We start from the raw sequence: 24,997 nt of genomic DNA, 5'->3' as shown, positions 1-24,997 counted from the left end.
CCATGAGCAGCACCGTGAGCGAGTTCGTCATCGATCGACTCATCGAGTGGGACCTGCACCGGTTCTACGGCTACCCCGGAGACGGGATCGGCGGCTTCGACGGCGCCCTGGAGAGCGGCGAGGCCGCCGGCAAGGCCTTCCGCTACATCCGGCCGACGCACGAGGAGGTCGCGAGCTTCCTCGCCACCGCGCACGCGAAGTTCACCGGCGAGGTCGGCGTGTGCATCGCCACCTCCGGCCCCGGCGCGGTGCACCTGCTCAACGGGCTCTACGACGCGAAGATGGACAACCAGCCCGTCGTCGCGGTCGTCGGGCAGCAGGGACGGGTGTCGCTGGGCACCGAGGCGCAGCAGGAGATGGACCTCGAGGCGGTCTTCGCCGATGTCGCCGGGTACTGCCAGACCGTGCTGACCCCGGCGCACGCCCAGACTGTCGTCGACCGGGCGGTGCGGATCGCGGCGGCACGGCGCTGCCCGACCGTCATCATCCTGCCGGCGGACGTGCAGACCCTCCAGATGGTCGAACCGCCCCTCGAGCACTGGGTCTCGCGCACCGGGGTCGGGCACTCCTCGCCCGCCCTCGTGCCCCCGGAGGACGAGTTGCGCCGAGCGGCGGAGGTCCTCAATTCCGGCGGCAAGGTCGCCATGATGGTCGGTCAGGGGGCCCGTGGCGCCACCGACGAGGTCATCGCCGTCGCCGAGCGCCTCGGGGCCGGGGTCGCGACCGCCCTGCTCGGCAAGGACGTCGTGCCGGGCGACCTGCCGTTCCACACCCAGCAGCTCGGTCTGCTCGGGTCGCTGCCGAGCTACGAGATGATGCAGGACTGCGACACCCTGTTGATGATCGGCACGAACTTCCCCTACGCCGAGTTCCTGCCCAGGAGCGGCCAGGCGCGAGGCGTGCAGATCGACCTCTCGCCGGACCACCTGAGCCTGCGCTACCCGATGGAGGTCAACCTGGCCGGGGACGCCAAGGCGACCCTGGCCGCGCTGCTGCCCCACCTGACGCAGACCGAGGACCTCGACTGGCAGAAGCACGTCGTGGACGGGATGCGGGAGTGGGAGGAGATCACGGCGCAGGAGGCCGCCGTCGAGGCCGACCCGATCAACCCCCGCCGGGTCTACCAGGCACTCAACGACCGCCTCCCGCACAACGCGATCGTCACCGCGGACGCCGGGTCCACCGCCGACTGGTACGGCCACCACCTGCGCCTCGGCCCGGAGATGTCCGGCAACCTCTCCGGGATGCTCGCCTCGATGCTCGCGGCGATGCCGTACGCGCTGGCGGCCAAGTTCGCCCACCCGCACCGGCCGGTCGTGTGCACGATCGGTGACGGGGCCTTCCAGATGCTCGGCATGAACGAGCTGATCACCATCAAGCGGCACTGGAAGGAGTGGGACGACCCGCGCCTCATCGTCCTCGTGCTGCACAACGACGACCTGACCCAGGTCTCGTGGGAGATGCGTGAGGCGGGCGACCCTCGCTACGACACCAGTCAGCTGGTCGAGGACATGGACTACGCCGGCTACGCCCAGCTGCTCGGTCTGCGCGGCATCACCGTCGAGCGGCCCGAGGACGTCGAGAAGGCGTGGGACGAGGCCTTCGCCGCGGACCGCCCGGTCGTCCTCGACGTGCGCACCGACCCCAACGTCCCGCCCCTGCCCGCGCACATCTCCTTCAGCCAGGCGAAGGGGTTCGTCGAGAGCATGCTCAGGGGTGACCCGGCACAGGTGGCCGTCGTGCGCAACTCGGCCCGGGCGATGGGCGCCGAGCTCTTCGCCAAGGCCAAGGACGCGCTCGGCGTCGACGACGAGACACGACCCACCCGGCGATGACCACGGCGACCGGTCAACGGCCGGTGGTCGACTCCCTTCGCGCCACCGCCTGGACGATCCCCACCGATGCACCGGAGGCCGACGGGACCCTGGCCTGGGACTCGACGACGCTCGTCGTGGCCACCCTCGAGTGCGACGGCGTCACCGGGACGGGCTGGACCTACGCGCCCCCCGCCTGTGCGCGCCTGATCGAGGAGCAGCTGGCCGACGTCGTCGTCGGCCGGGACCCGCTGGCGGTGCCCGGCACCTGGGTGGCGATGGTCCGCGCGGTGCGCAACGACACCCGACCGGGCCTCGCCGGCTACGCCGTCTCCGCCGTCGACGTCGCGTGCTGGGACCTCAAGGCCCGGCTGCTCGACGTGTCCCTGGTCGACCTCCTCGGAGCGGTCGGCACGCAGGTGCCCGTCTACGGCAGCGGCGGGTTCACCACCTACGACGACGCCCGTACGCGCGAGCAGCTCGGCAGCTGGGTGCACGAGCAGGGCATCCCGCGGGTGAAGATCAAGATCGGCCAGGACCGGGGCACCCGGGTCGAGCGTGACGTGGCGCGCATCGCGCTCGCCCGTGAGGTCATCGGCCCGGACGCCGAGCTGTACGTCGACGCCAATGGTGCCTACGGCGCCAAGCAGGCGGTGCGGGTCATGGACCGGTGCGCCGATGCCCGGGTCAGCTGGCTCGAGGAGCCGGTCAGCTCCAACGACCTCGATGGGCTGCGCCTCGTGCGCGGGCAGGTCACCGCGGACGTGGCGGCCGGGGAGTACGGCAGCGATGTCGGCTACTTCCAGCGGATGTGCGCCGCCGGAGCCGTCGACTGCCTGCAGATCGACGCGACGCGATGCGGCGGCTACACCGAGTGGCTGCGCTCGGCCGCGGTGGCTGCGGCCCACGAGCTGCCCGTCTCCGGGCACTGCGCGCCCAACCTGCACGCGCACGTGGCCGCGGCGACGCCGGGACTGCGCCACCTGGAGTGGTTCCACGACCACGTGCGGATCGAGTCCCTGGCCTTCGCGGGCGCCCTCGACCCCACCGGCGGAACGGTGACCCCCGACCGCTCGGCGCCGGGCCACGGACTGACCCTGCGCACCGACGCGATGGAGCGCTACCGCGACCGCTGAGCGGGACGTCACCTGGTCGACCATCCGGCAGCCGGTCGAGGTCCGAAGTCGAGGGGCTCCCCCCGGGTGACCGTGCCCGCGCAAGAATGACCCGCATGGGCATGGTGGTGACGTATCTGGCGGTGATCTTCGGTTGCGGCCTGATCGCGAAGGTGGTCAAGTTGCCGCCGCTGATCGGCTTCCTCGGCGCCGGGTTCGCGCTCAATGCGCTCGAGGTGGAGCAGGTCGACGCGTTGTCGGTGCTCGCGGACATCGGTGTGACGCTGATGCTCTTCGCGATCGGCCTGCGACTTGATCTGCGTAGCCTGCTCGGCAAGCACGTGTGGGTCACCGCCGGTGCGCACATGCTGCTCCTGACCGGCATCGGCACCCTGTTCCTGGCCGGGATGAGCGCTCTGGGCCTCTTCGCTCCCGAGTCGTGGCAGGTGCTCGCGACGCTCGCGCTCGTGCTGTCGTTCTCGAGCACCATCTTCGTGGTGAAGATCCTGCAGGAGCGCGGCGACGAGCAGGCCCTCTACGGCAGCATCTGCATCGGCGTGCTGATCATGCAGGACATCGCGGCCGTCGTGGTGATCTCGATCTCCCGCGGCCAGGCACCGAGCGTGTACTCGCTCGGCCTGCTGGCACTCATCCCCCTGCTGTACTGGGGAACCCGGCACTGGTACCGGCTCGGTCACGGTGACCTGGGCGCACTGTTCGGCATCGCGATGGCGTTGATCCCCGGGTACGCGCTCTTCGAGTGGCTGGGCCTGTCCGGCAGCCTCGGCGCCCTGGTCATGGGGCTCGTCCTCGCCCCGCACCCGGGGGCGGACCAGCTGTCGCACTCGCTGTTCACGGTCAAGGAACTGCTGCTGGTGGGTTTCTTCGTCACGATCGGGTTCGAGGGGCTGCCCACCTGGCACAACGTCACCGTCGCGGCGGTGCTGTTGCTGCTGCTCCCTCTGCACGCGGTGGTGTACTGGGGCTTGCTGTGGCTGTTGGGGATGCGCAACCGCACCAGCGTGCTCTCGGCGCTGCTGCTGTCGAACTACTCCGAGTTCGCGTTGATCATCGCTGCGATGGGGGTCTCCGCCGGTTGGCTCTCGTCGCACTGGCTGTTGTCGTTGTCGATCGCCGAGTCCGCCGGATTCGTCGTCTCGGCCGTCGCGAACCCGCGCAGCGTGTCGCTGGCCTCCCGGTTCGCCCAGCACCTGCCGGCGCGGCCCCCGCACAAGATCCACCCCGACGACCGCCCCATCGAGCTCGGCGAGGCGACCGCGATCGTGCTCGGCATGGGCCGGGTCGGCCACGCCACCTACCAGCAGCTCACCGACGCGCACGGCTACGCCGTGCTCGGGGTGGAACACGACCCGTTCCGGGTGCAGAAGTTGCGCGAACGCGGGGTCAACGTCGTCGAAGGCGATGCCACGGACTACGACTTCTGGGCCCGACTGATGGGGTCGAGCACGGTGCGCATCGTCGTGCTGGCCATGCCCGCCCAACACGCCAACATCGACGCCCTGCGCGAGCTGCGCAGCTTCGGCTACGGCCGGGTCACGGTGGCCGCGGTCGCGTCCTACCAGGAGGACGTCGAGGAACTCGAGGAGCTCGGGCTCGACGCCGTCATCCGCCTGTACGAAGGTGCCGGCGAAACCCTCGCGGACCGTTCCGTCTCGGCGGACCGCCAGATCCCCTCCCACTGATGGGGGGCGACGTTCCGCCGACGTCCCCGATCCGTGGACGCCCGTGTCGGCTTCGAACGATGTTGACGTGGTGGCCAGGAGGCGGGCGCCTCCCGACACGCGCCCCGGCCCGGGACGTCGGGGTCAGACAGGATCCGCCGGAGTCCCGGTCGTGTCATGGTCCTGTCCCTCGACGTCGATGGTCGGCAGGAGTCGATCGAGCCAGCCGGGCAGCCACCACGAGCTGTGGTCGAGCAAACTCATCACGGCCGGGACGAGGGTCATCCGCACGAGGAAGGCGTCGATGAGCACCCCCACGGACAGGGCGAAGCCGAACTGCTTGATCATCGGGTCGTCGCTGAGGACGAAGCTGGCGAAGACCGAGACCATGATCACGGCGGCGGCCGTGACGACCCGGCTGGAGTGCTCGAAGCCGTCGACGATGGCTCGGCGGGGCGACTGGCCGTGCACGTGGGCCTCCCGCATGGAGCTGACGAGGAAGACCTGGTAGTCCATGGCAAGCCCGTAGAGGATGCCGGTGACCATGATCGGGAGGAAGCTCAGCAGCGGGCCAGGGGTGTCCAGTCCGACGATGTCGATGAACCAGCCCCATTGGAAGACCGCGGTCGTCACCCCGAAGGTCGCGGCGATGCTCAGCAGGAATCCGACGGTGGCCTTGATGGGGATGACCACGGAGCGGAAGACGAGCAGGAGCAGGAGCAGGGACAGCCCGACGATGATGGCCACGTACTCGGGTAGCGCGGCACCGAGACGTTCGGTGATGTCGATGTTCACGGCGGTCAGACCGGTCACTCCCAGAGTGGCTCCCGTTCGCTCGGTGACGGGGTTGTCCGTGGCGCGCAGGGCCTCGACGAGCTCACCGGTGCGCTCGTCGTCGGGACCCTGCTCGGGGATGACGTTGAACATCGCCATGCTGCGGTCGGGGTCGATGCCCATCAGGCTCGCCGAGGCGACGTCGTCGACACCTTCCAGTCCCTGCGTCATCGCCGCGAGGTCGGGCTCGTCCAGTGTCCGGTCCTCCCCGGGGCGGGCGACGACGACGAGGGGAGCGTTGAACCCCTCACCGAAACCGCGGGTGATCGCGTCGTAGCTCTGCCGCGAGGTGCTCTCGCGCGGGTCGGTCCCGCCGGAGGGCATCCCCAGCTGCATGCCCAGTGCGGGGACGGCAGCCAGGCCGAGGACGGCCACCACCGCGACGATGGCGACCCACGGCCGGCGGACGAGGGCCTCGACCCAGCGATTCGTGGAGTGGCTGGCACCTTCGGCCTGCTGGACACGGGTCCGCTCTCGGGCCTTCGGGGAGCACACCCTCTCGCCGACGAGACCCAGGAGTGCCGGCAGGAGGGTGAGCGCGATGAGGACCGCGAGCGCCACCGTCGTCGCCGCCACGAAGGCCATCGTCGTGAGGAAGCCGATCCCGATGACGCTCATCCCGACGAGCGCGATGACCACGGTCGAGCCGGCGAAGACAACTGCGCTGCCGGCGGTGGCCACCGCTTGGGCCGTGGCGTCGGCGGCGCTGAGACCCTCGGTGAGGATCAGGCGACGCTGCCGGTTGAGGATGAACAGGGCGTAGTCGATCCCGACTGCCAGGCCGACCATGAGGGCCAGGGCCGGGGTCGCCGTCGTGAGGGTGATGGACGAGGAGAGCGCGAAGGCGCCACCGAAGCCGATGCCGACACCGGTCAGCGCGGTGAGGATGGGCAGGCCGGCCGACCACAGCGAACCGAGGGTGAGCAGGAGCACGAGCAGCGCGATGACCAGCCCGATGACCTCGTGGCCGCCGATCGGGGGGTGCATCGACTCGAGGGACTGGCTCGGCAGGACCGAGACCCCGGTTCCGGCGACGGCCTGCTCGGCGACGTCGACGACCTCGTCGACCGTGCCCTCGGGAAGTTCGTCGATCTGGCTGGTGAACTGCATCTGGAGCATCGCCACGGCGCCGTCCGTGGAGACGATCACCCCGGGCACCGGTGAGCCGTCGACCACCAGCGGTCGCTGGGCAGGAGTCGGACCGGCGGCGTCCTCCCCGGGGCCGGGCTGTTGCTCCGCGTCAGGTCGGGCGGCATTCGGGTCCGCTCCCTGCGTGGGTGCATCAGGGCCAGCTTCGCCCGTGGGCGCCTCTGCGGCGACGGTGGGCCTGTCCACCAGTTCCGGCATCTCCGCGATTGCAGTGGCGGACTCGGCCATCGCCTCGGCGCGCGGCCCGGTGTCGAGCCGTTGCCCTTCGGGTGCCGTGAAGACGAGCGTCCCCTGACCCCCGCTGGCCTGTGGCAGGTCCTCTTGCAGCCGGTCCAGGACCTGTTCGCTCGCAGTGTCGTCGATGGTCATGCTCGTGGAGATCTGCCCATCGCTCGTGGCGGCGACGCCAAGGGTGCCGCCCAGGACCGCCAACCAGAGCAGGAGGACGATGATCGGTCGGTGGAAGGCGGTCCGGCCGAGCCGGTGGAGAACCGTGGACATGTCGGGCAGCGCCCCTTTTCGGGATGGGTCGGTCACCGCGACGGGCCGGTGGCCCGCGCGCAACTGGGTGGACGAAGGTGGGAGCGGGGCTCAGAAACCCTCGCGCAGGCGGGTGAAGGTGACGTCGACGAAGTCCTCGAGCGTCATCTCGCCCCCTTCGACGGACTCACCCGCGCCCGTCTGCGACGTCAGCGGGCGAAGGGGGATGTGCCCCTCGAGGACACAGGTCAGGGCGCCGTAGGCGGCACCCACGAGCAGGTGGGCATTGACCCGACCGGCCGGCCCGTCGACCCGGGCGAGGGCTGCTTCGCGCGCCGACTCCCGGATGGAGCGATGGACCTCCAGCAGGTGGGGACGCAGTGGAGGGTGCGACTCGGCCAGCTGGTGCAGCTCGCGCAGCACCCTCAGCAGGCCGCCGGTCAGCTGCTGCCGAGCCACGACTCGCAGCCAGTCGACCAGCGGCAGATCGTCGTCCGGGGTCGAGTCGAGGCCCTGACGGACACGCTCTGCGGCGACCCCGACGATGGCTTGCTCCTTGCCCGCGTAGTGGTTGGCGAAGGTGCGTCGGGAGTAGCCCGCCCGCGCTGCCACCTCGTCGATGGTGAAGCCGTCGACGCCCCGCTCCAGGGCCAGATCGAATGCAGTCTGCGCCAGGGCGTGGGCGGTCTCGCGTCGCTTGGCTTCACGCAAAGTCATCTCGGTCACCCCACAACAATGACACATGATTGCCCAATGGGCAATATTGCCCATTGGGCAGTTACATGTGCGGCGTGACCTCGAATCGCCCGTGCCCCGAGAGGAACCGCGTCATCGGACGAGGAGGACGAGCCGGTCGGGGCCGGCGTCTCTCGCCATGACTCGACCACGGCTCAGCGCACGGGAGCAGCGCTGGTCAGACCTCGACGAGCAGCTCCCGGGCGATGTCCGCGATCGAGGCGGCACCGACCAGGCCCATGGTCAGGTCGAGCTCGGCGAGCACGTCGTCGATGACCGCACTGACGCCGGCGGCCCCGTCGAGGGCGAGCCCGTAGACGTGCGGACGGCCGAGCAGACACGCGTCGGCACCGAGCGCGAGCGCGACGAAGAGGTCCGCCCCAGTGCGGATCCCGCTGTCCATGAGCACGGTCGGGTCGGGTCCGACGGCATCGCGGATGCGCACCAGCGCGTCCAGGGCGCTGATCGAGCGGTCCACCTGGCGCCCGCCGTGGTTGGACACGACGATGCCGTCGACACCCGAGTCGAAGGCACGTCTCGCGTCGTCCTCGTGGAGCACGCCCTTGAGCACGACGGGCAGGGAGGTGCGCTCCCTGAGGGTGGCGATGTGGTCCCACGACAAGGCCGGGTTGGAGTAGATGTCGAGGAAGGTCTCGACCGCCGCCCGCGGCTCTGCCGAGCGCAGGTTGCTCCGCACCGCGCCGGGGTGCTCCCTGGACATCGACAGCAGGGTGCCGGCGCCCCCCTTCGCCGCCCTGGCCAGCTCCACAGGCCGCCGTGGGTCCAGCCCGAGACCGTGCGCCGTGGCGCCGGCAGCCGCCAGTCGCCGGCGGACCACACTCATGAAGTGCGGGTCCGAGGTGTACTGGGCGATCCCCTGCCCGCGGGCGAAGGGGAGGCTACCCAGATCGAGGTCCTGGGGGCGCCAGCCGAGCATGGTCGTGTCGAGGGTGACCACGAGCGCCTGCGCGCCGGCCGCCTCGGCACGGCTGATCATGGAGTCGACGAGGTCCTCGTCGGTGGACCAGTACAGCTGGTACCAGAAGGGGGTCCCCTCCATCGCGCGCGCCGTCAGCTCCATCGGAGTGCTGCCCTGGCAGGAGAAGACGTAGGGGATGCCGCTGGCACTGGCACCTTCCGCGATCCGCACGTCGGCGTCGTCCGTGATGAGCCCGGCCGCGCCCACGGGCGCCAGCATCAGCGGTGCGGTGAGGTCGGTGCCGAGGACGCGGGTACCCAGGTCGCGCTCGGTGGTCGCGTGCAGCATCCGCGGGACGACCCGCCACCGGTCGAAGGCCTCCCGGTTGGCCCGCATCGTCGCCCCCGAACCCGCGCCGCCCGCGACGTAGGCCCACGCCTTGGGAGTCATCGCCCGCTTCGCCCGGCGCTCGAGCTCGGTGATGTCGGTGGGGACGGTCGGCGTGATACCCAGCGTGCCGGGGCGGTAGATCGCGTTCTGCCGGTCGCGGCCGCGGCCGGTGGCGGCCCGGGCCGGCTCCTCGGAGGTGGTCATGCACGCAGGCTAGCGCTGCCCTGACCGACGATCCCCTCCTCACCGGCACCGAATCAGTCGATGCGCTCGGCCAGCGAGACGATGATCCCTTCCGGTCCCCGCACGTACGCCATCCGCCACGCGCCCTCGTACTCGCCGACGCCACCGACAAGGCCGTAACCCTCGCCCGCAGCCCACTCGACTGCTGCGTGGAGGTCATCGACCTCGAAGGCGATGGTGCGCAGGCCCAGCTCGTTGGCCATGGCGTCCGGCGAGCCCGGCACCGAGTCGGGCTGCACGAACCTCGACAGCTCCAGGCGGGTGCCACCATCGGGCGAGGTGAGCATGACGATCTCGGTGCGGGAATCGGGGATGCCGCAGACCGTGTCCAGGAACTCCCCTTCGACGAACGCCCGGCCCTCGACCTCCAGGCCGAGGGCCACGAAGAAGTCGGTCACGGGATCGAGATCGGCCACCGTGATGCCGACATGGTCGAAACGTCTGATCTGCCCCACGGCACGTCCCTTCGTCGAGTCCATGATCCACCACCCGCACTCGCTGGTCCACGGATCGCAGCGTTGTCCACAGCGCAGAGTAGCGGGCGGCAGGCTGTCGGTGGTCGAACATATGATCGACCCATGTCGACGGTGGCGCAGTGGCACGAGGGGGACGGGCTGGTCCCCGGCCTGCGTGAGGCGCTGCGGTCGCTGATGCTGGGAGCCGGCGCCGACCGGGCCCGTCCCGCTGCTGCCGGCGAAGGGAGGGCCGCCCCCGGTGGCATGGCCGATGCCTGCGATGGCGACGGGGCCGGCGGCGCCGCGGGTGTGGGCGACGGTCTGTGGCGGCGCAGTGACACCGAGATCACCGAGGCGTTGGCCGTGGTCGGCCAGGTCCGGCAGTTGCTGGAGGTCGCTGAGGTCTCGTTGGTACGTGAGGGTCTGCACCGCGGCCTGCCGAGCGAGGCGTCCTGGTCGGCGCACGACTGGGTCGCCCGCGCCGAGGGGCAACGCGCTCCGGATCCGGCGATGCGGCACATCGCGTCCGTGGTCCGCGTGGCCAGGGCCGGCACCCCGCTGGCTGGGCGGTACGCCACCACCGCACGGGCCGGGACCATGCGGATGCGCCGGGCCTTCGACGACGGGGAGCTGCCGTTGGGCAAGGCCGACCAGCTGGTGCGGTTCCATGCCCAGGTCGCGCCGGTGGCCGACGAGGACGCCCTCGACGAGGACGTGCAGATGATGGTCGCGGCCGCCAAGGACGACGTCGTCGCCACCGGCCCAGACGGGCGGGCGACCCAGCGCGTACGCGGTCTGACCGAGAAGGAACTGGCCACCCTGGTGACGCGCACCGGTCGCCTGCTCACACCCGCGAAGGACCAGGACCGCGAGGACGAGCGCGCCACGGCCGCGCGGTCGCTGACCAAGTCCCCCGGCCCGGCGGGGATGTCCTCCTACACGGTGGTCCTCGATGCCGAGGGCGCCGCGGTCGTCGACTCGGCGATCGCCGCGCTGTCCGGCCCGGTCAAGGGGCCCGACGGCGAGCGCGACGAGCGACCCGCGCCCCGCCGCCGTGCCGATGCCCTGCTGGACGTCATCCGCCGCGGAGTGTCCTCGCCCGGGGAGGCGCCCAAGAGCGACAAGGCGCAGCTGATGGTCACCATCTCCTTGGCCGACCTGCGTGACGGGACCCACGGCGCGGGCGTGACCACCACCGGCGAGGTCCTCGCCCCCGGTGTGGTGCGCCGTCTCGCCTGCGATGCGGGCGTGATCCCCGTCGTCCTCGGTTCTGGCGGGGAGGTCCTAGACATGGGCCGCACCGCGAGACTGTTCACCCCCGGGCAACGCAGAGCGGTCTGGCTCAGGGACGGAGGATGCACCTACCCGGGCTGCACGATGCCCCCGCAGTGGTGCGACGCCCACCACGTCGACTGGTGGTCCCGGGGTGGGGTCACGGACATGGACAACGCAGCCCTGCTCTGCGAGCGCCACCACACCAAGGTCCACACCCTCGACCCGCGAGCAACCATCACGCCCACCGGCGTCACCTGGCACGTCTAGCTGCCCCGCCCCGCGCCCGGCCATCCGGCCGGGCGGCACCGGTGTGCCCTGGCAGCCTCGTCAGGCGTGGTCGCGAGCGTGACCTCCCGCGAGCGTGTCTGCCTGTGATCCGCAGGGCCACCGACCCCGTCCGCGCCCGGCCGACGATGTGGTGGGTGACCGACCCGACGGCGCGGCGGCGTCGGGTCGACACCCGCCACTCACTCGAGGGTGCGGCTGTACTCGCCCACGGGTTCCTGGCTGCGCGGCAGGTCGACGTCGATCCGTCCGCCGCTCTCGGGCTTGGGACGAGCCAGGTTCAGGACCACGGCGAGCGCGGTCGCCGGGACGATGCCCGAGGTCATCAGGACCTCGATCGTCTCGGGCAGCAGCACCGTGACCTCCGGGATCGCGGCGAATCCCTGGCCCACGCCAACGGAGACGGCGATGACCAGCAGATCGTGGCGGTCCAGCGGCGAGTCCGCCAAGAGCTTTACTCCCGCTCCGAGCAACATGCCGAACATCACGACAGCGGCACCGCCCATGACCGCTGCAGGCATGACGGCGATGACGGCGGCCAGCTTGGGCACCAGACCCAGGAAGATCAGGAAGCCGGCACCGACCGAGACCACGTGGCGACTCATGACTCCGGTGAAGGCGACGAGGCCGACGTTCTGCCCGAACGTGGTATTCGGCAGCGCACTGAAGAGCGCAGCGAAGGAGGTCGAGACGCCGTCAGCCAGGACACCACCGGTCAGCTCCCGTTCGGTCACCTGACGCCCGGCCCCGGTCTTGGTGATGGCCGAGAGATCACCGATGGTCTCCACGGAGGTGGCGATCGCCATGGCTCCCATGGCGATCAGCGCTGCAGCGGGGAAGTCGAGACCGAACTCCAACGGCATGGGGATGGAGAACCACTCGGCGTCGCCCACCTCGGTGAAATCCACCTTGCCGGTGGGGATGGCGACGAGGTAGCCGGCCACCAGGGCGACGAGCACGGACGCGGCACTGAGGATCCCTCGGCCGTACCGATAGGTCACCAGGAGAAACACCAGGACGAAGGTGGCCAGGCCCAAGTTGGTCCACGAGCCGAAGTCGTCGGCACCGGCCCCGCCGCCATAGAGCTGCATTCCGGTCGGCAGCAGACCGATGCCGATGACGAGGACCACGATGCCGGTGACGATGGGGGGGAAGAGCACATTCAGCCACCGCAGGCTGAAGCCAAGGACCACTTGGACGAGCCCCGCGAACAGCGCACCGCCGAAGACCGCCGCGATGCCGTAGTCCTGGGCCAGCGGGACCGAGACGACGAGGAAGCCGAAGCTCGTCCCCTGCACGATCGGCAGTCGAGCGCCGACCGGTCCGATACCGAAGGTCTGGATCAGGGTCGTCAGGCCCGCGACCAGCAGTGCGACCTGCACCAGGAAAGTGGTCTCCCCAGTCGTCGCGCCGATCGCCGTCGCCAGAATGATCGGGATCGTCACGTTGCTGGCCATCATCACCAGGACGTGCTGGATGCCCAGCAGCATGGCCTTACCGATCGGCGGCATCTCGTTGATCCCGTAGCGCGCCTCGATCGTCGCGTCCTCGTGCGGGTCGAGCGGTTCGTCCGCTCGCGTCCCTGGCTCGACATGCGTCATTGCATTTCCTTCCGGATTGGCTCCACTCATCCTTGGCAGCCGCACCGTGGGTGACCAGAGCAGGAAGTGACACGAGACGACGCCGGTCGAGGCGCAAGGTGACAACAGGCGGAGCAGTCGTGGGCCGTCGAGCGCACGGCCCGCAGTGGCCGGTCCTACTCGGGATCGGCGACCCCGGCGCGTTCCTCGATGAGCTCCACGGCACGGTGCACGTAGTCGAGGTGGGCACTGGTGTCGCGCACGTGCATCGTCACTCGGCGCAGCGGGGCCGGGTCGACGACCGGGGCGGAGTGCACGTGGAAGGGCACCTCCCCCTTCGCCAGCCTCGGGATCATCGCGATGCCGACACCGGCGGCGACCATCGCCAGGGCGACGTTGTGGTCGTCGGAACGCGCGACGTACCGCGGCTCGAAGCCCGCGGCGTGACAGGCATCCCGAACGACCCGCCCGGAGGTGCGGTCGTACATGTCGTGGTCGATCCACGACTCGTCGCGCAGGTCCGCGGCCCTGACCTCGACCGAGCCCGCGAGCGGGTGGTCGGCCGCGACGACGACACCGAAGTCGTCGACGGTCAACTCCCGCCGGCGATAGCCGGTGAGCGTGCGCGGCAGGTCAGCGGGGACCTCTTCGTCGATCTCGATGTCGCGGGTGCGGTATCCCGGCGGCGCTTCGGGGGTGTGGATGTCGATCGCCCACTGCACCTCGGGGAACTCCTTCGTCAGGTCAGCGACGACTCCCGGCAGCCAGGCCCGGGCGGCCGACGCGAAGGATCCGATCGACAGGGTGGGCGTCGGCCCCGCGTGCAGGTCCTCGATGAAGGCTTCCAGACGCCCCACGCTCTCGAAGACCTCCGTCGACTCCCGGGCCAACCGCTCCCCGACCGCCGTGGGCTCGATGCCCCGCCCACGCCGCTCGTAGAGCGGGAGCCCGACGGCCGTCTGCAGCGCGATGATGTGCTGGCTGACGGTCGCCGGCGTGAAGCCGAGGTTGGCCGCAGCGCCGCTGACGGAACCACTCGCGACCACGGCTCGCCAGATGGACAGACGGTGCAGGTCGATCATCCGCCAACCATATGGCAAAGGCTTATGTTCATGTGGAAAGCGTTGCTTGTGGTTGTTGAAAATCTTCGCGATACTTGAGCCATGAGCATCCTCGCAACCATCACCGTCCTGGCCGTCCTCCTCGTCGCGGGCCTGTCCCCGTGGTGGGTCGCCGGTCGCTACCTCACCCCCGGCACCGAGCGTGTCGCGCTGAACGAGCTGGGCCTCGCGGGCATCGTCGACACTCTCCGTCGCGGCGCCAACATGTACGTCCCCGCCACGATCCAGTCCCGCAACTGAGTCGCGCGGTCCGACAGCGTCGTCGGACCCGCGACCAACTCCCTCCCCGGGCGCTGCGCGCCCGCCCTTCTCCAGGACCGTCACCGTGTGACGGTCCTTTGTCATACCTCGCGGGCGGTCGGCCGTGCGGGTGGCGGCGCCACCAGCGACCCAGTCCGACGTGTCCGGCGACGCTCGCCCTCGACCGACGACGTCATGGACGCCCGGGTGAGCACCTCAAGGCGCAGTGGGCACACCCACGCACCAGCCGCCCCACGCTCGCAACTGCGCAGGCTCTTGCGGACTGACGACCCCCGCCCTTCGCACCGGCCTGGGCTCCTGCGAAGGGGATGGCGCGGCTACAGGTCGGACTTCGGCATCAGGATCCACAACCCGATGTAGACCAGCTCCCCCACCCCGACGATGCCGAAGATGACGAAGCCGAGGCGCACCAGGAAGCGCGGCAGGCCGAACCGGTCGGCCAGGCCGGCACAGACACCGGCGATCCACTTGCCGTTGCGCGGACGTGCGAGTTGACGTGACATGCGTCTGACCTACCCGCACCCCCACAGATCATGCGCGACAGCCGGACCATCACCCGGCAGGCTTCGGCTAACCTTCGACAAGGGTCGGACACCTCTGGATCGGCCGGTCGAGCACCAACGCCAGCACCCATGAGCGGGAGGCCCCGATGACCCATCCGACGAGTCCCCCACTGGGCGCGGGCCGCTGGCTCGCGAGCTGGGTCGTGACTGCGGCCGCCTTCGGCGTCCTCGACGGCCTCTGGCTCGGCATCATCGCCAAGGGCCACTACGAGCGCGCCTTCGGCTCGCTGCTCGCCGACCCTGCGAACCCTCCTGCAGCTGCAGCGTTCTACCTCATCTACACCCTCGGTATCACCTACTTCGCGACCGCCCCGGGCCTGCGTGGGAGCAGCATCCGCATCGCCGCCATCCAGGGGGCCGTCCTGGGCGTCGTCGCGTACGCGGCCTTCAACCTGACCGGACTGGCCGTCCTCGAGGGCTACCCCGCGGGGATCGTGCCTCTCGACATGGCCTGGGGGACCCTCGCCACCTCCAGCGCGGCTGCGGCCGCGACGGCCGTGTCACGGTCCCGCCGGGCCGCACGGCGCTGAGGACCGGGGCCACTCGCCCGGCCGCCCACGTGGCGACCGACTCTCCTGCCGGCGAGCTGGTCCCTGCGGGTCGACGATTCGCGCGCCGGAGCGCGCGAATCCACCTCGAACCGGTCGACCGGCCGGCGCCGGGATGAGGCAGAGTCGCCCCGTGACCGGCCACACCGTGCTGCAGCTCCCCGTGCCTGCGTTGGAGGACTGGGTCCGCGAGCGCACCCGCTTCTACGACACCGGGTTCGTCTCCGCCGACCCACGATTCGGCCACGCGCACATCACGGCGCTGGCCCCCTTCGCCCCGGCTCCGACCGCCCCCGACCTCACCGAGGTGGCGCGGATCGCGGCGGCGACCGCGACGATGCCGATCCGGCTGGCCGATCTCGGGCAGTTCCGCAACGGGGTCATCCACCTGCGGCCCGAGCCGGACGGCCCCCTTCGCGCCCTGACCGAGACGCTGGTCGCCGCCTTCCCGGACCTCCCGCCGTACGAAGGGAGGTTCGGGCCCCGCGTGGACCCGCACCTCACGCTCGACGCGGCCTCGCCGACAGTGTCCCTCGAGAGCACCCGTCGACTGCTCGACGAGGTCCTCCCGGCGGTGTGCACCCTCACGCACCTGCAGCTCGCGTGGTGGGAGTCCGATCGGTGCCACGTGATGAACGAGTGGCCACTGGGGCGGGGTGATCCGCTCGGCCCGCCGCGCGGTACCCCCGTCGGCGAGGAGCTCTTCCCACCCCCGGACTAATTCATTAGTCTCCCACTATGAGACTAGAGGTCACCCGCCGGGCCGAGCTTGCCGTCCAGGCGATCGCGGCCCTGTCGCCGAGGGACGCCCGACTCAAGGCTCCCGAGCTGGGTGAGGCGCTGGACGCGACCCCCGGCTTCGTCGCCCAGGTGGTGGGTCCGCTGGTCAAGGCCGGCTGGGTCCGCTCCACCCCCGGCCCGACCGGCGGCTACTCGCTCACCGACTCCGCGGGCCGGGCCAGCGTGCTCGACGTCATCGAAGCCATCGACGGACCGACCGCCAACGGGCGCTGCGTCGCCGAGGACCGCGCGTGCGGTCACGGACGAACCTGCGCCCTGCACGAGGCGTGGACCCGCGCCCGCAGCACACTCACCACGACGCTGGCCGCCACCCCGGCGGTCGACGTCCACCGCCGGGGCCCCACCGCGTGACGCCCCACGACGAAGGGAAGACCCACCATGGCCGTCGCCACCACCGCAACGCTCGGTGAGCTGGTCACCGAGGCCGCCGGCGTGCACGGGGACCGCCACCCCGAGCTCGGCGAGGTGCAGGAGGTCTACGGCCGGGTCGTCGCCGAGCTCGAGCCGCACATGACGCGCGAGGAGCGGGCGGTCTTCCCGGCCCGGCGGAGCTGGAGCAGGACGTGCACGAGCACGTCCACCAGGAGAACCACGTGCTCTTCCCGCGCGTGCTGCAGATGCAGGAGCGAGCGGGTGGCGCCTGAGGACCCGCAGAACCCTGCGGACGCGGACGTGCTCCGGTCGCGGACGACGGGCGCTCTCCTATCGTGGGGGCATGGTGCCTGAGACAAGCCAATGGATGCGGATCGTCGCGGAGGATCCGAACCACTCCCAGTGGTACATCGAGCGGTTCCGGGAGATGGCCGCTCGCGGCGACGACCTGCACGGCGAGGCGCGGCTCGTCGACGCGATGATCGCGCGTGGCGCGCGCGTCCTCGACGCCGGCTGCGGCCCGGGCCGAGTCGGCGGCCGACTGCACGAGCTGGGCCACGACGTGACCGGGGCCGACGTCGACCCCGCCCTCATCGCCGCCGCCGAGGAGGACCACCCCGGCCCGCGATGGGTGGTCAGCGACCTCGCCGTCCTGGACCTGCAGGGCGACGGGGGCCAGCGTCAGCTCTTCGACGTCATCGTCTGTGCGGGCAACGTCATGACCTTCCTCGCACCGAGCACCCGCGGCGACGTGCTCGCCCGCTTCGCGGAGCACCTCGACGAGGACGGTCGCGTCGTCATCGGTTTCGGGGCGGAACGTGGCTACGAGTTCGCCGACTTCCGGGCCGATGCGGCCGCCGCGGGCCTGACCGGGCAGGTACTGCTGGGCGGGTGGGCCCTCGAGCCCTTCGCCGAGGACGGCGGGTACGTCGTGGCGACCTTCGGTCGCTGAGCCGAGCGACCCCCTTCGTCCGGAACGACGCAGCGCCGCGGCACGTCAGTGACGTGCCGCGGCGCTGCGGTGTGTCCGGTCAGGCTCCGACGGGTCGACGCCCCTGGAGTGACCGCCACGTGTAGGCCACCGCGATGTAGCCCACCGGGACGAGGACGAGGAAGCCGAGGCCGAGGGTGCACACCGACAGGATCCCGAGTCCGAGGAAGACCAGGAAGAGCAGCAGCACCGGACCGACATTGGCCTTGGTGAACCTGAAGCTCGCCCCGATCGCGTCCGTGGCCGAGTTGCCGTCCATGACGGCGAAGTTGGTGAAGGACAGCAGGAAGGCGACGATGATGCCCGGGATGATGCACAGGATGATCCCGACGAAGGTCATCAGGGCCACGAGGATGGCCGCGAGGACCAGGTGCAACCACGGGATCCGGGTGAACATCGTGCCGATGCTCGCGCTGCCGGTGTCGACCACGTCGACCGCGGCACGGATCACTGCCGCGGCGAGGACGAACTGGACGATCGCGCTGACGATGCTGAGAACGACGCTGGCCGCAATGGCGCCGACCCCCGGCTGGTGGACCTGGGACGGCATCCCGGTGATCGGGTCCGTTTCGGTGACGGTCGGCCCGGTCTGCAGCAGCACGTCGGAGATGAAGGAGAGCCCGAGGCCGACGACGAAGAGCAGCACCGTCATCCCGAGGAAGGGCCCGAGGTTCTCGGTGAATCGCTTCCACCCGTAGGACAGGGCCTCGAGCGGGCTGAAGTCCGACCCGGGCCGGCCGCCGTAGCCGCCGGGCGGCTGTCCCCCGTAGCCACCGGGAGGCGGGCCCTGGGGTGGGCCGCCGAACCCACCGGGGGGCGGCGGCATGCCACCGCCTCCTGGTCCGCCCGGGGGCGGTGGCATCGGTGGTCCTGCGGGACCGCCCGGAGGGGGTGGCTGACCAGGACCGCCGGGGGGCGGGGGCGGCGGGGGTGGCGGCTGGTAACTCATGTGGCACAGCCAAACCGGATCCCGCCCCGCGCGCAACCACCCCGGGTGGAATATCGCGACGGCGTGTCGGCAGGTGGACCGAACCGCGTCGGGAGCGATGTCGCGCGGCCACCCCGCGTGATGTTCAACACACTGCACAGGGTGCATGTCCATGCACTTTTCGTTGGTGTCATCGGCTTCTCGTGCAGTTTGGGGGCGTTTGCCGATATTGGCCATGCATATGCATCCGGGTTACGTTCCGCATGCCACACCCGACAACACCACACCGGAAGGAAGGCATGCCTACCGAGCCGCCCTTGGGAATCGTCAGCGTCATCCTGCTTCTGCTCCTCTTCTACGGACTGACGATGTACATGTCCGTCAAGATCAGCCGGGGCAACGACGAGAACGCCGACGACTACATGACCGCCGGTCACGGCATCGGATTCGGCATCTCCGCCGCCTCGATGACCGCCACGTGGATCTGGGCGTCGTCGATGTACGCCTCGGCCACCTCCGGGTACCTGTACGGGATCTCCGGACCGATCCACTACGGCCTGTGGGGCGCGTTGATGATCCTGTTCATCTACCCCTTCGGCAAGCGGATCCGCGCCGTCGCGCCGCGTGCCCACACGCTCGCCCAGGTCATGGCCGTGCGTCACGGACGGTCCAGCCAGCTGATGCTCGCCGGGTCCAACGTCCTGGGCAGCGTCATCTCGCTGATGTCGAACTTCATCGCCGGTGGCGCGCTCATCGCGATGCTCTCGCCGCTGACCTTCATCCAGGGTGTCTTCGCGATCGCCGGCGGTGTGCTGCTGTACACGATCGGGTCCGGCTTCCGCGCCTCGGTGCTGACCGACTTCGCCCAGGTCGTCGCGATGCTCGGCGCCGTCGTCGTCCTCGTCCCGACCTTCTTCTTCCTCCTGGGCGGTACCGATCTGCTGCGTGAGGGCGCGACCAACCTCACCCCGGAGCAGTCGAACTTCTTCTCCTCCGAGGCCTTCCTCATGCAGGGCGCCCCGTACATCGCGGCCGTCCTCGCCTACGCCATCGGCAACCAGACGATCGCCCAGCGCCTCTTCGCGGTGCGCGAGGACCTGATCAAGCCGACCTTCATCACGGCGACCATCGGTTACGGGGCCACCGTCATCGGTGTCGGCATGCTCGGCGTCCTCGCCCTCTATGCCGGCGTCCAGCCGGCCGGAGGCGACCCGAACAACCTGCTGCCGCAGCTGGCCGCCAGCCACCTGGCCACCCCGCTCATCGTCATCTTCTTCGTGATGATCATCGGCTCGCTGTCGTCCACGGCCGACTCCGACCTGGCCGCGCTGTCCTCGATCGTCATGACCGACATCTACGGCCAGACCGCCCGCCGCAGTGGCCGCGCCGTCAGCCCGCGCACGATGCTGCTCATCGGGCGTCTGACGATGGTCCTGGCCACGGCAGCGGCGGTCTCCTTCGCGGCACTGGAGCTGAGCATCCTCGACCTGCTCGTCTTCGTCGGCGCGCTCTGGGGCTGCCTCGTCTTCCCCGTGATCGCGTCCTTCTACTGGACGAAGGTGACCAACTCGGCGTTCACCGTCTCGGTGCTGCTCGCCCTGGCTGCCTTCCTCCCGGTCCGCTTCGGGTGGCTGCCGCGCACCACCGGGATGGACCTGGTCGTCGAGCTGATCGGCGTCGTCGGGATCGGCGTCGTCCTCGGCCTGATGCTCTTCGGGTTCTTCGGGCCGAAGGTCGGCACGATCGGTGGCACCATCGGCGCCCTCGCCCTCGCCCCCTTCGCCATCGGCCTCATCGCGGACTACGCCGCGCTGTCCGGGTCGCTGGTGGCCTACGCCGTCTCGACGCTCGTCTGTGCGGGGATGACCTTCGCCTCCCGCGGCGAGCCCTTCGACTTCGACGTCATCGCCCGCCGGACGGATGACTTCGACCCGGAGGACGACCCATCCACGAGCAGCCCCGTCACCGACCTCGACGACGAGCCCGCGACCGTCTGAGAAAGGACCCTGCATGTCCATCACCGCCCTGACCATCTACATCCTCATGTGGCCCGCGATCGTCGCCGTCATCCTCGCGGTGATCTGCACCGGGTTCATCCGCGAGATGCGCGCCGCCCGCAGGAAGGGCGAGGACCTCGTCTGACCCCCTTCCCCCGCCGGTGGCCGCTTCCCGTCAGGGAGGCGGCCACCGGCCGTGTCGGGGGCTGGGCGCCGGACGGGCGTCAGGCGCATAGTGGGTCGTGTACCCCGCACCCCAGTGCTCCGGGAAGGAGCGTCGCCATGGCAGGACGACTTCGATACGGCGTGGTCGAGACGGGAGTCGCGGCCGCCGGTCTCGCTGCGCACGACATGCTGCAGAAGAAGCACTCGATCCTGCGCAACTACCCCGTCATCGGGCACATGCGTTACCTGCTCGAGGAGCTCCGGCCGGAGTTGCAGCAGTACTTCATCGAGCGCAACTGGGACGGTCGTCCCTTCGACCGGGACACCCGCTCGATCATCTACCAACGGGCCAAGGGCATCCACAGCGAGCAGGCCTTCGGTACCGAGCGCGATGTCTCCCGTCCCGGCTACGAGTACCTCGTCCACTCCACCGCGCCCCTCGAGGCCCCGACCGAGCCGTCGCGCGTGCTCGTCGGCGGGCCGGACTGCAGCCGGCCCTACAGCATGTCCCTGCTGAACGTCTCCGCGATGAGCTTCGGGTCCCTGTCCGCCAACGCCGTCCGCGCCCTCAACGAGGGCGCGCGGATGGGCGGTTTCGCCCACGACACGGGTGAGGGCGGGCTCTCGCGGTACCACTTGGAGAAGGGGGGCGACCTCGTCTGGGAGGTGGGGTCGGGCTACTTCTCCACCCGGACGAAGGACGGCGCCTTCGATCCGGACCAGTTCCGCGACAATGCCGCCCGCGACCAGGTCAAGTGCGTCTCCCTCAAGCTCTCCCAGGGCGCCAAGCCCGGGATCGGTGGGGTCCTTCCGGCAGCCAAGGTCACCCGGGAGATCGCCGCAGTCCGCGGGGTCCCCGTGGGTGAGAAGTGCGTCAGTCCGGCCGGCCACTCGGTCTTCGACACCCCGATCGGACTCATCGAGTTCATCGCCTCCATGCGGGAGATGTCCGGGGGCAAGCCGGCCGGCTTCAAGTTGTGCGTCGGCTCCCGGCGCGACGTGCTCGCCATCTGCAAGGCGATCCTCGAGGTCGGCACCGCACCGGACTTCATCATCGTCGACGGCTCCGAAGGGGGTACTGCGGCGGCTCCCCTGGAGTACGAGGACCACGTCGGGATGCCCTTGACCGACGGCCTGATGCTCGTGCACAACGCTCTGGTCGGCACCGGCCTGCGTGACCGCATCAAGATCGGGGCGAGCGGCAAGGTCGCCGGCGCCAACGACATCGTCAAGCGCATCATCCAGGGAGCCGACTACACCAACTCGGCCCGCGCGATGATGATGGCCATCGGCTGCATCCAGGCCCAGATCTGCCACACCGGCCGCTGCCCGGTCGGGGTGACGACACAGGACCCGCGGCGCGCCCGCGCCCTGGACGTCCCCGACAAGAGCGTGCGCGTGCGTCAGTACCACGAGTCCACCGTGGCCCAGGCGTCGCAGATGATGGCCAGCATGGGCGTCCGCCGTCCGGAGCAGCTCAGCCCCCACATGTTGCGGCGCAACGTCTCGCCCAAGGAGGCCCGGTCCTACGCCGAGCTGTTCGAGTGGCTGGCCCCGGGTGAGCTCCTTGCCGAGGCGCCGGCCACCTGGACGCAGGACTGGCGGGCCGCCTCCGCCCACAGCTTCGCCCCGCACACGGCCGGGCACCGCTGAACCACCACCCACCGAACACAGGAGCACTTCGTGACCGACACGCCCAGCTACCACGCCGAGCCCCACACCGACGTCACCTACCTCACCGCCGAGGCGACCCCGACGGTCGTGCGTGTCGCCGAGGGCGTCGCGCCGCACGAGATGACCGGGATCTTCGACGAGACCTTCTCCGCGCTGGTCCCGGGCCTCGACGATTTCGACGTCACCGCCGCCGGCCCCGCCTTCTCCCTGCACCACCGGCTGCCCGGGGCGACGATGACCTTCGACCTCGGCTTCCCCGTGACCGAGGTGCTCAACGGTGAGCTGGAGGCGGGCGGCATCACCTTCTACGCCTCGACCCTGCCCGCCGGGCGCATCGCGACGATCTCCCACCTCGGTGGCTATGACGGCCTGCCGCAGGCCTGGGAGGCCTTCATGACCCGGGTCGCCGCCGACGGCCACCACACCCGACTGCCGTTCTGGGAGGTCTACGTGACCGAACCCGGCCCGGACGTCGACCCGAGCACCCTGCGGACCGATCTGGTGACCCTGCTCGACGACTGACCAGCGCCGACTCCGCTCGCCGCGGGGTGCGGTCGCCGATGACCGGATCGTGGGTGGGATGCTGGGAGGAGCACCCCCTCCCCGATCATCGGAGTCCACCGTGGAGAAGATCGTCGTCGTCGACGGAGCCCGCACCCCCACCGGCAGCTTCGGCGGCATTTTCAAGGACGTCCCCGCGCACGAGCTCGGCGCGACGGCCGGCCGTGCGGCGCTGGCACGCGCCGGTGTCGCCGGCGAGGACGTCAGTGAGGTCGTCATGGGCTGCATCGGCCAGGTCGGGCCGGATGCCTACAACGCCCGCCGGGTCGCCGTTGCGGCCGGCCTGCCCACCAACGTCCCGGCATACACCGTCAACCGCCTCTGCGGCTCCGGCCTGCAGGCCATCTGGTCCGCCGCGATGGAGATGCGGTGGAACGACCTCGATTTCACCCTCGCCGGTGGCGACGAGTCGATGACCCGGATGCCGTTCTACGACTTCGGCGCCCGCAACGGCTACAGGCTCGGCAACCGGAAGCTCGAGGACGGCACGGTCCTGATGCTCACCGACCCCTTCCACGACATCCACATGGGTGTCACCGCGGAGAACGTCGCGGCGAAGTACGGCGTCTCCCGGCAGGAGCAGGACGAGTTCGCCCTGGAGTCGCAGCGCCGCGCGGCGAGCCCCGAGGCGCGGGCCGCCTTCGCCGAGGAGATCACGGCCGTCGAGGTCGGGGGCCGTAAGCCCTTCACCGCAGAGACGGACGAGCACCCCAAGCCGGACACGACACTGGAGACGCTCGCCACGCTGCGCCCGGCCTTCGCCAAGGACGGCACGGTCACCGCCGGCAACGCCTCCGGCATCAACGACGGCGCCGGTGTCGTCGTCCTCGGCCGTGAGTCCGCCGTCCGGGAGCGCGGCCTGACCGGACTGGTCAGTCTCGAGGCCGTCACCACCGCCGCGATGGAACCGGAGCTCATGGGCTACGCGCCCACGCACGCGCTCAAGGCGCTCTTCGCCAAGACCGGCCTGACGCCCGCCGACATCGGCGTCATCGAGCTCAACGAGGCCTTCGCCTCCCAGGCCGTCGCCGTCATCCGCGACAGCGGCCTCGACCCGGCGCGGGTCAACCCCTACGGCGGGGCCATCGCGCTCGGCCACCCCGTCGGCGCGACCGGCGGCATCCTCACCGTCCGCGCGGCCAAGCACATGGTCCGCCACGACCTCGAGTACGGCATCGTCACCATGTGCATCGGTGGCGGCCAGGCGCTCGCGGCTCTCTTCCGGAGGTTCTGATGTCTGCCGTCACCTACTCCGTCACCGACGGCGTCGCCCACATCGAGCTCAACCGCCCCGAAGCGGCCAACACCATCGACATGGGCCTTGCGCGTGCGCTCGGCGAGGCGGCGGTGGCCGCCCGCGAGGACGACGGGGTGCGCGCCGTGGTCCTCAGCGGAGCCGGCAAACGCTTCTGCGGGGGCGGCGACGTCTCCACCTTCGCCGACTCCGACGACCCGAGTGGGTACGTCCACGAGCTCGCGACGACCGCCGACGCGGGGATCCACGTCCTCGAGTCGATGGCCAAGCCGGTCGTCTCCGCCGTGCACGGCGCGGTCGCCGGCGGCGGCCTGGGGGTCATGCTCTCCGGCGACGTCGTCGTGGCCGCGGAGGGCACGAAGTTCGTCTTCGCCTACCCCGCGATCGGCCTGACCCCGGACTGCGGCACCTCGGCGTCGCTGCCACGCGCGATGGGACAGCAGCGGGCGCTGGCCTTCGCGCTGTCCGGTGCCGCCCTCACCAGCGAGCAGGCGCTCGCCCATGGCCTCGTCACCGAGGTCGCGGCGGACCCGCTCACCCGTGCCCACGAGCTCGCCGCCACCTGGGCCGGCGGCGCAGCGGTCGCGTTCGGTGAGGCGCGGCGGTTGCTGCGCGCGGGGGTCACCGGATCGCGACAGGAGATCGGGCGCGACGAGGCAGGCACGATCAGTGCCCGCTCGACGAGTCCGGAGGCGCAGGCGCTCTTCGCGCAGTTCCTCGGGCGCTGACCCCCCTTCGCCACAGCGGCAATCGAGTCCGGACGTCGGCATGCCGACGTCCGGACTCGCGATGTCTGCGCCCGCA

24 protein-coding genes are annotated in these 24,997 nt (G+C 70.5%); 16 read left to right on the top strand and 8 right to left on the bottom strand.

Features of this window, described 5'->3' with window-relative positions; genetic code table 11:
- Positions 1 to 2: 2 nt before the first annotated feature.
- The 3 genes from V1351_RS00535 to V1351_RS00525 all read left to right on the top strand — a co-directional run bounded on the left by V1351_RS00535 (position 3) and on the right by V1351_RS00525 (position 4,632).
- Positions 3 to 1,835 carry a thiamine pyrophosphate-requiring protein gene (locus V1351_RS00535; RefSeq protein WP_338749686.1) on the top strand — a complete coding sequence of 611 codons (1,833 nt, stop codon included), beginning with the start codon at positions 3 to 5 and terminating at the stop codon, positions 1,833 to 1,835.
- Entirely contained in the window at positions 1,832 to 2,950 is a 1,119-nt protein-coding gene (locus V1351_RS00530; RefSeq protein WP_338749684.1) for an enolase C-terminal domain-like protein, read from the top strand. The genes V1351_RS00535 and V1351_RS00530 overlap by 4 nt, the downstream gene beginning before the upstream one ends.
- A gap of 95 nt (positions 2,951 to 3,045) precedes the next feature.
- Positions 3,046 to 4,632, top strand: coding sequence for a cation:proton antiporter family protein (locus V1351_RS00525; RefSeq protein ID WP_338749682.1), 1,587 nt, complete (start codon positions 3,046 to 3,048; stop codon positions 4,630 to 4,632).
- Between the two features lie 123 nt (positions 4,633 to 4,755).
- On the opposite strand, the gene V1351_RS00520 is transcribed toward V1351_RS00525, so the two are convergent.
- From V1351_RS00520 to V1351_RS00505, 4 genes are all read right to left on the bottom strand, one after another.
- A complete protein-coding gene (locus V1351_RS00520) occupies positions 4,756 to 7,095 on the bottom strand; it encodes an MMPL family transporter (protein WP_338749681.1) in 2,340 nt (779 codons plus the stop codon).
- A 90-nt stretch (positions 7,096 to 7,185) separates the two neighbouring features.
- Complete coding sequence (locus V1351_RS00515; protein WP_338749679.1) at positions 7,186 to 7,791, bottom strand: TetR/AcrR family transcriptional regulator; 606 nt, start codon at positions 7,789 to 7,791, stop codon at positions 7,186 to 7,188.
- Positions 7,792 to 7,987: 196 nt separating this feature from the next.
- On the bottom strand, positions 7,988 to 9,322 hold the full coding sequence (locus V1351_RS00510) for an alpha-hydroxy-acid oxidizing protein (protein ID WP_338749677.1): 1,335 nt from the start codon (positions 9,320 to 9,322) through the stop codon (positions 7,988 to 7,990).
- A 53-nt stretch (positions 9,323 to 9,375) separates the two neighbouring features.
- A complete protein-coding gene (locus tag V1351_RS00505; protein ID WP_338749675.1) occupies positions 9,376 to 9,840 on the bottom strand; it encodes a VOC family protein in 465 nt (154 codons plus the stop codon).
- 99 nt (positions 9,841 to 9,939) lie between these two features.
- Here V1351_RS00505 and V1351_RS00500 point away from each other — a divergent pair, with 99 nt between their 5' ends.
- Positions 9,940 to 11,358, top strand: a complete 1,419-nt coding sequence (locus V1351_RS00500; RefSeq protein ID WP_338749673.1) for an HNH endonuclease signature motif containing protein — start codon at positions 9,940 to 9,942, stop codon at positions 11,356 to 11,358.
- Between the two features lie 200 nt (positions 11,359 to 11,558).
- Here V1351_RS00500 and V1351_RS00495 read toward each other — a convergent pair whose 3' ends face one another.
- On the bottom strand, positions 11,559 to 12,977 hold the full coding sequence (locus V1351_RS00495) for a uracil-xanthine permease family protein (RefSeq protein WP_338749671.1): 1,419 nt from the start codon (positions 12,975 to 12,977) through the stop codon (positions 11,559 to 11,561).
- 155 nt (positions 12,978 to 13,132) lie between these two features.
- Positions 13,133 to 14,038 carry a LysR family transcriptional regulator gene (locus tag V1351_RS00490; protein ID WP_338749669.1) on the bottom strand — a complete coding sequence of 302 codons (906 nt, stop codon included), beginning with the start codon at positions 14,036 to 14,038 and terminating at the stop codon, positions 13,133 to 13,135.
- Between the two features lie 81 nt (positions 14,039 to 14,119).
- Between V1351_RS00490 and V1351_RS00485 the strand changes: the two genes are divergently transcribed.
- Positions 14,120 to 14,317 carry a hypothetical protein gene (locus V1351_RS00485; RefSeq protein WP_338749667.1) on the top strand — a complete coding sequence of 66 codons (198 nt, stop codon included), beginning with the start codon at positions 14,120 to 14,122 and terminating at the stop codon, positions 14,315 to 14,317.
- Positions 14,318 to 14,655: 338 nt separating this feature from the next.
- Here the strand turns inward: V1351_RS00485 and V1351_RS00480 are convergent, their stop codons facing one another.
- On the bottom strand, positions 14,656 to 14,841 hold the full coding sequence (locus tag V1351_RS00480) for a PspC domain-containing protein (protein ID WP_338749665.1): 186 nt from the start codon (positions 14,839 to 14,841) through the stop codon (positions 14,656 to 14,658).
- A gap of 146 nt (positions 14,842 to 14,987) precedes the next feature.
- Between V1351_RS00480 and V1351_RS00475 the strand changes: the two genes are divergently transcribed.
- The 5 genes from V1351_RS00475 to V1351_RS00455 all read left to right on the top strand — a co-directional run bounded on the left by V1351_RS00475 (position 14,988) and on the right by V1351_RS00455 (position 17,574).
- On the top strand, positions 14,988 to 15,431 hold the full coding sequence (locus V1351_RS00475) for a DUF2177 family protein (RefSeq protein WP_338749663.1): 444 nt from the start codon (positions 14,988 to 14,990) through the stop codon (positions 15,429 to 15,431).
- 151 nt (positions 15,432 to 15,582) lie between these two features.
- Complete coding sequence (locus V1351_RS00470; RefSeq protein ID WP_338749661.1) at positions 15,583 to 16,170, top strand: 2'-5' RNA ligase family protein; 588 nt, start codon at positions 15,583 to 15,585, stop codon at positions 16,168 to 16,170.
- A gap of 17 nt (positions 16,171 to 16,187) precedes the next feature.
- Positions 16,188 to 16,601, top strand: a complete 414-nt coding sequence (locus tag V1351_RS00465; protein WP_338749659.1) for an RrF2 family transcriptional regulator — start codon at positions 16,188 to 16,190, stop codon at positions 16,599 to 16,601.
- 27 nt (positions 16,602 to 16,628) lie between these two features.
- Positions 16,629 to 16,976 carry a hypothetical protein gene (locus V1351_RS00460; protein ID WP_338749657.1) on the top strand — a complete coding sequence of 116 codons (348 nt, stop codon included), beginning with the start codon at positions 16,629 to 16,631 and terminating at the stop codon, positions 16,974 to 16,976.
- Entirely contained in the window at positions 16,966 to 17,574 is a 609-nt protein-coding gene (locus tag V1351_RS00455; RefSeq protein ID WP_338749655.1) for a class I SAM-dependent methyltransferase, read from the top strand. Before V1351_RS00460 ends, V1351_RS00455 begins: the two co-directional genes overlap by 11 nt.
- A gap of 79 nt (positions 17,575 to 17,653) precedes the next feature.
- Here V1351_RS00455 and V1351_RS00450 read toward each other — a convergent pair whose 3' ends face one another.
- Positions 17,654 to 18,439, bottom strand: coding sequence for a hypothetical protein (locus tag V1351_RS00450; protein ID WP_338749653.1), 786 nt, complete (start codon positions 18,437 to 18,439; stop codon positions 17,654 to 17,656).
- 401 nt (positions 18,440 to 18,840) lie between these two features.
- Here V1351_RS00450 and V1351_RS00445 point away from each other — a divergent pair, with 401 nt between their 5' ends.
- From V1351_RS00445 to V1351_RS00420, 6 genes are all read left to right on the top strand, one after another.
- Positions 18,841 to 20,538 carry a sodium:solute symporter family transporter gene (locus V1351_RS00445; protein WP_338749651.1) on the top strand — a complete coding sequence of 566 codons (1,698 nt, stop codon included), beginning with the start codon at positions 18,841 to 18,843 and terminating at the stop codon, positions 20,536 to 20,538.
- Positions 20,539 to 20,551: 13 nt separating this feature from the next.
- Positions 20,552 to 20,683, top strand: coding sequence for a putative transporter small subunit (locus V1351_RS00440; RefSeq protein WP_338749649.1), 132 nt, complete (start codon positions 20,552 to 20,554; stop codon positions 20,681 to 20,683).
- A gap of 137 nt (positions 20,684 to 20,820) precedes the next feature.
- On the top strand, positions 20,821 to 22,356 hold the full coding sequence (locus tag V1351_RS00435; protein WP_338749647.1) for an FMN-binding glutamate synthase family protein: 1,536 nt from the start codon (positions 20,821 to 20,823) through the stop codon (positions 22,354 to 22,356).
- Between the two features lie 30 nt (positions 22,357 to 22,386).
- Positions 22,387 to 22,899: a GyrI-like domain-containing protein gene (locus tag V1351_RS00430; protein ID WP_338749645.1), complete on the top strand. Its 513-nt coding sequence runs from the start codon at positions 22,387 to 22,389 to the stop codon at positions 22,897 to 22,899.
- Positions 22,900 to 22,957: 58 nt separating this feature from the next.
- Positions 22,958 to 24,172: a thiolase family protein gene (locus V1351_RS00425; protein ID WP_338749643.1), complete on the top strand. Its 1,215-nt coding sequence runs from the start codon at positions 22,958 to 22,960 to the stop codon at positions 24,170 to 24,172.
- Positions 24,172 to 24,921, top strand: a complete 750-nt coding sequence (locus V1351_RS00420) for an enoyl-CoA hydratase/isomerase family protein (protein WP_338749641.1) — start codon at positions 24,172 to 24,174, stop codon at positions 24,919 to 24,921. Before V1351_RS00425 ends, V1351_RS00420 begins: the two co-directional genes overlap by 1 nt.
- The last annotated feature ends 76 nt before the right edge of the window (positions 24,922 to 24,997 follow it).

The organism is Janibacter sp. A1S7 (genome assembly GCF_037198315.1).
In the GTDB taxonomy this organism is placed as follows: domain Bacteria; phylum Actinomycetota; class Actinomycetes; order Actinomycetales; family Dermatophilaceae; genus Janibacter; species Janibacter alittae.
Note: the sequence above shows the minus strand (reverse complement) of the source record. Positions and strands in the feature narration are given on the sequence as shown.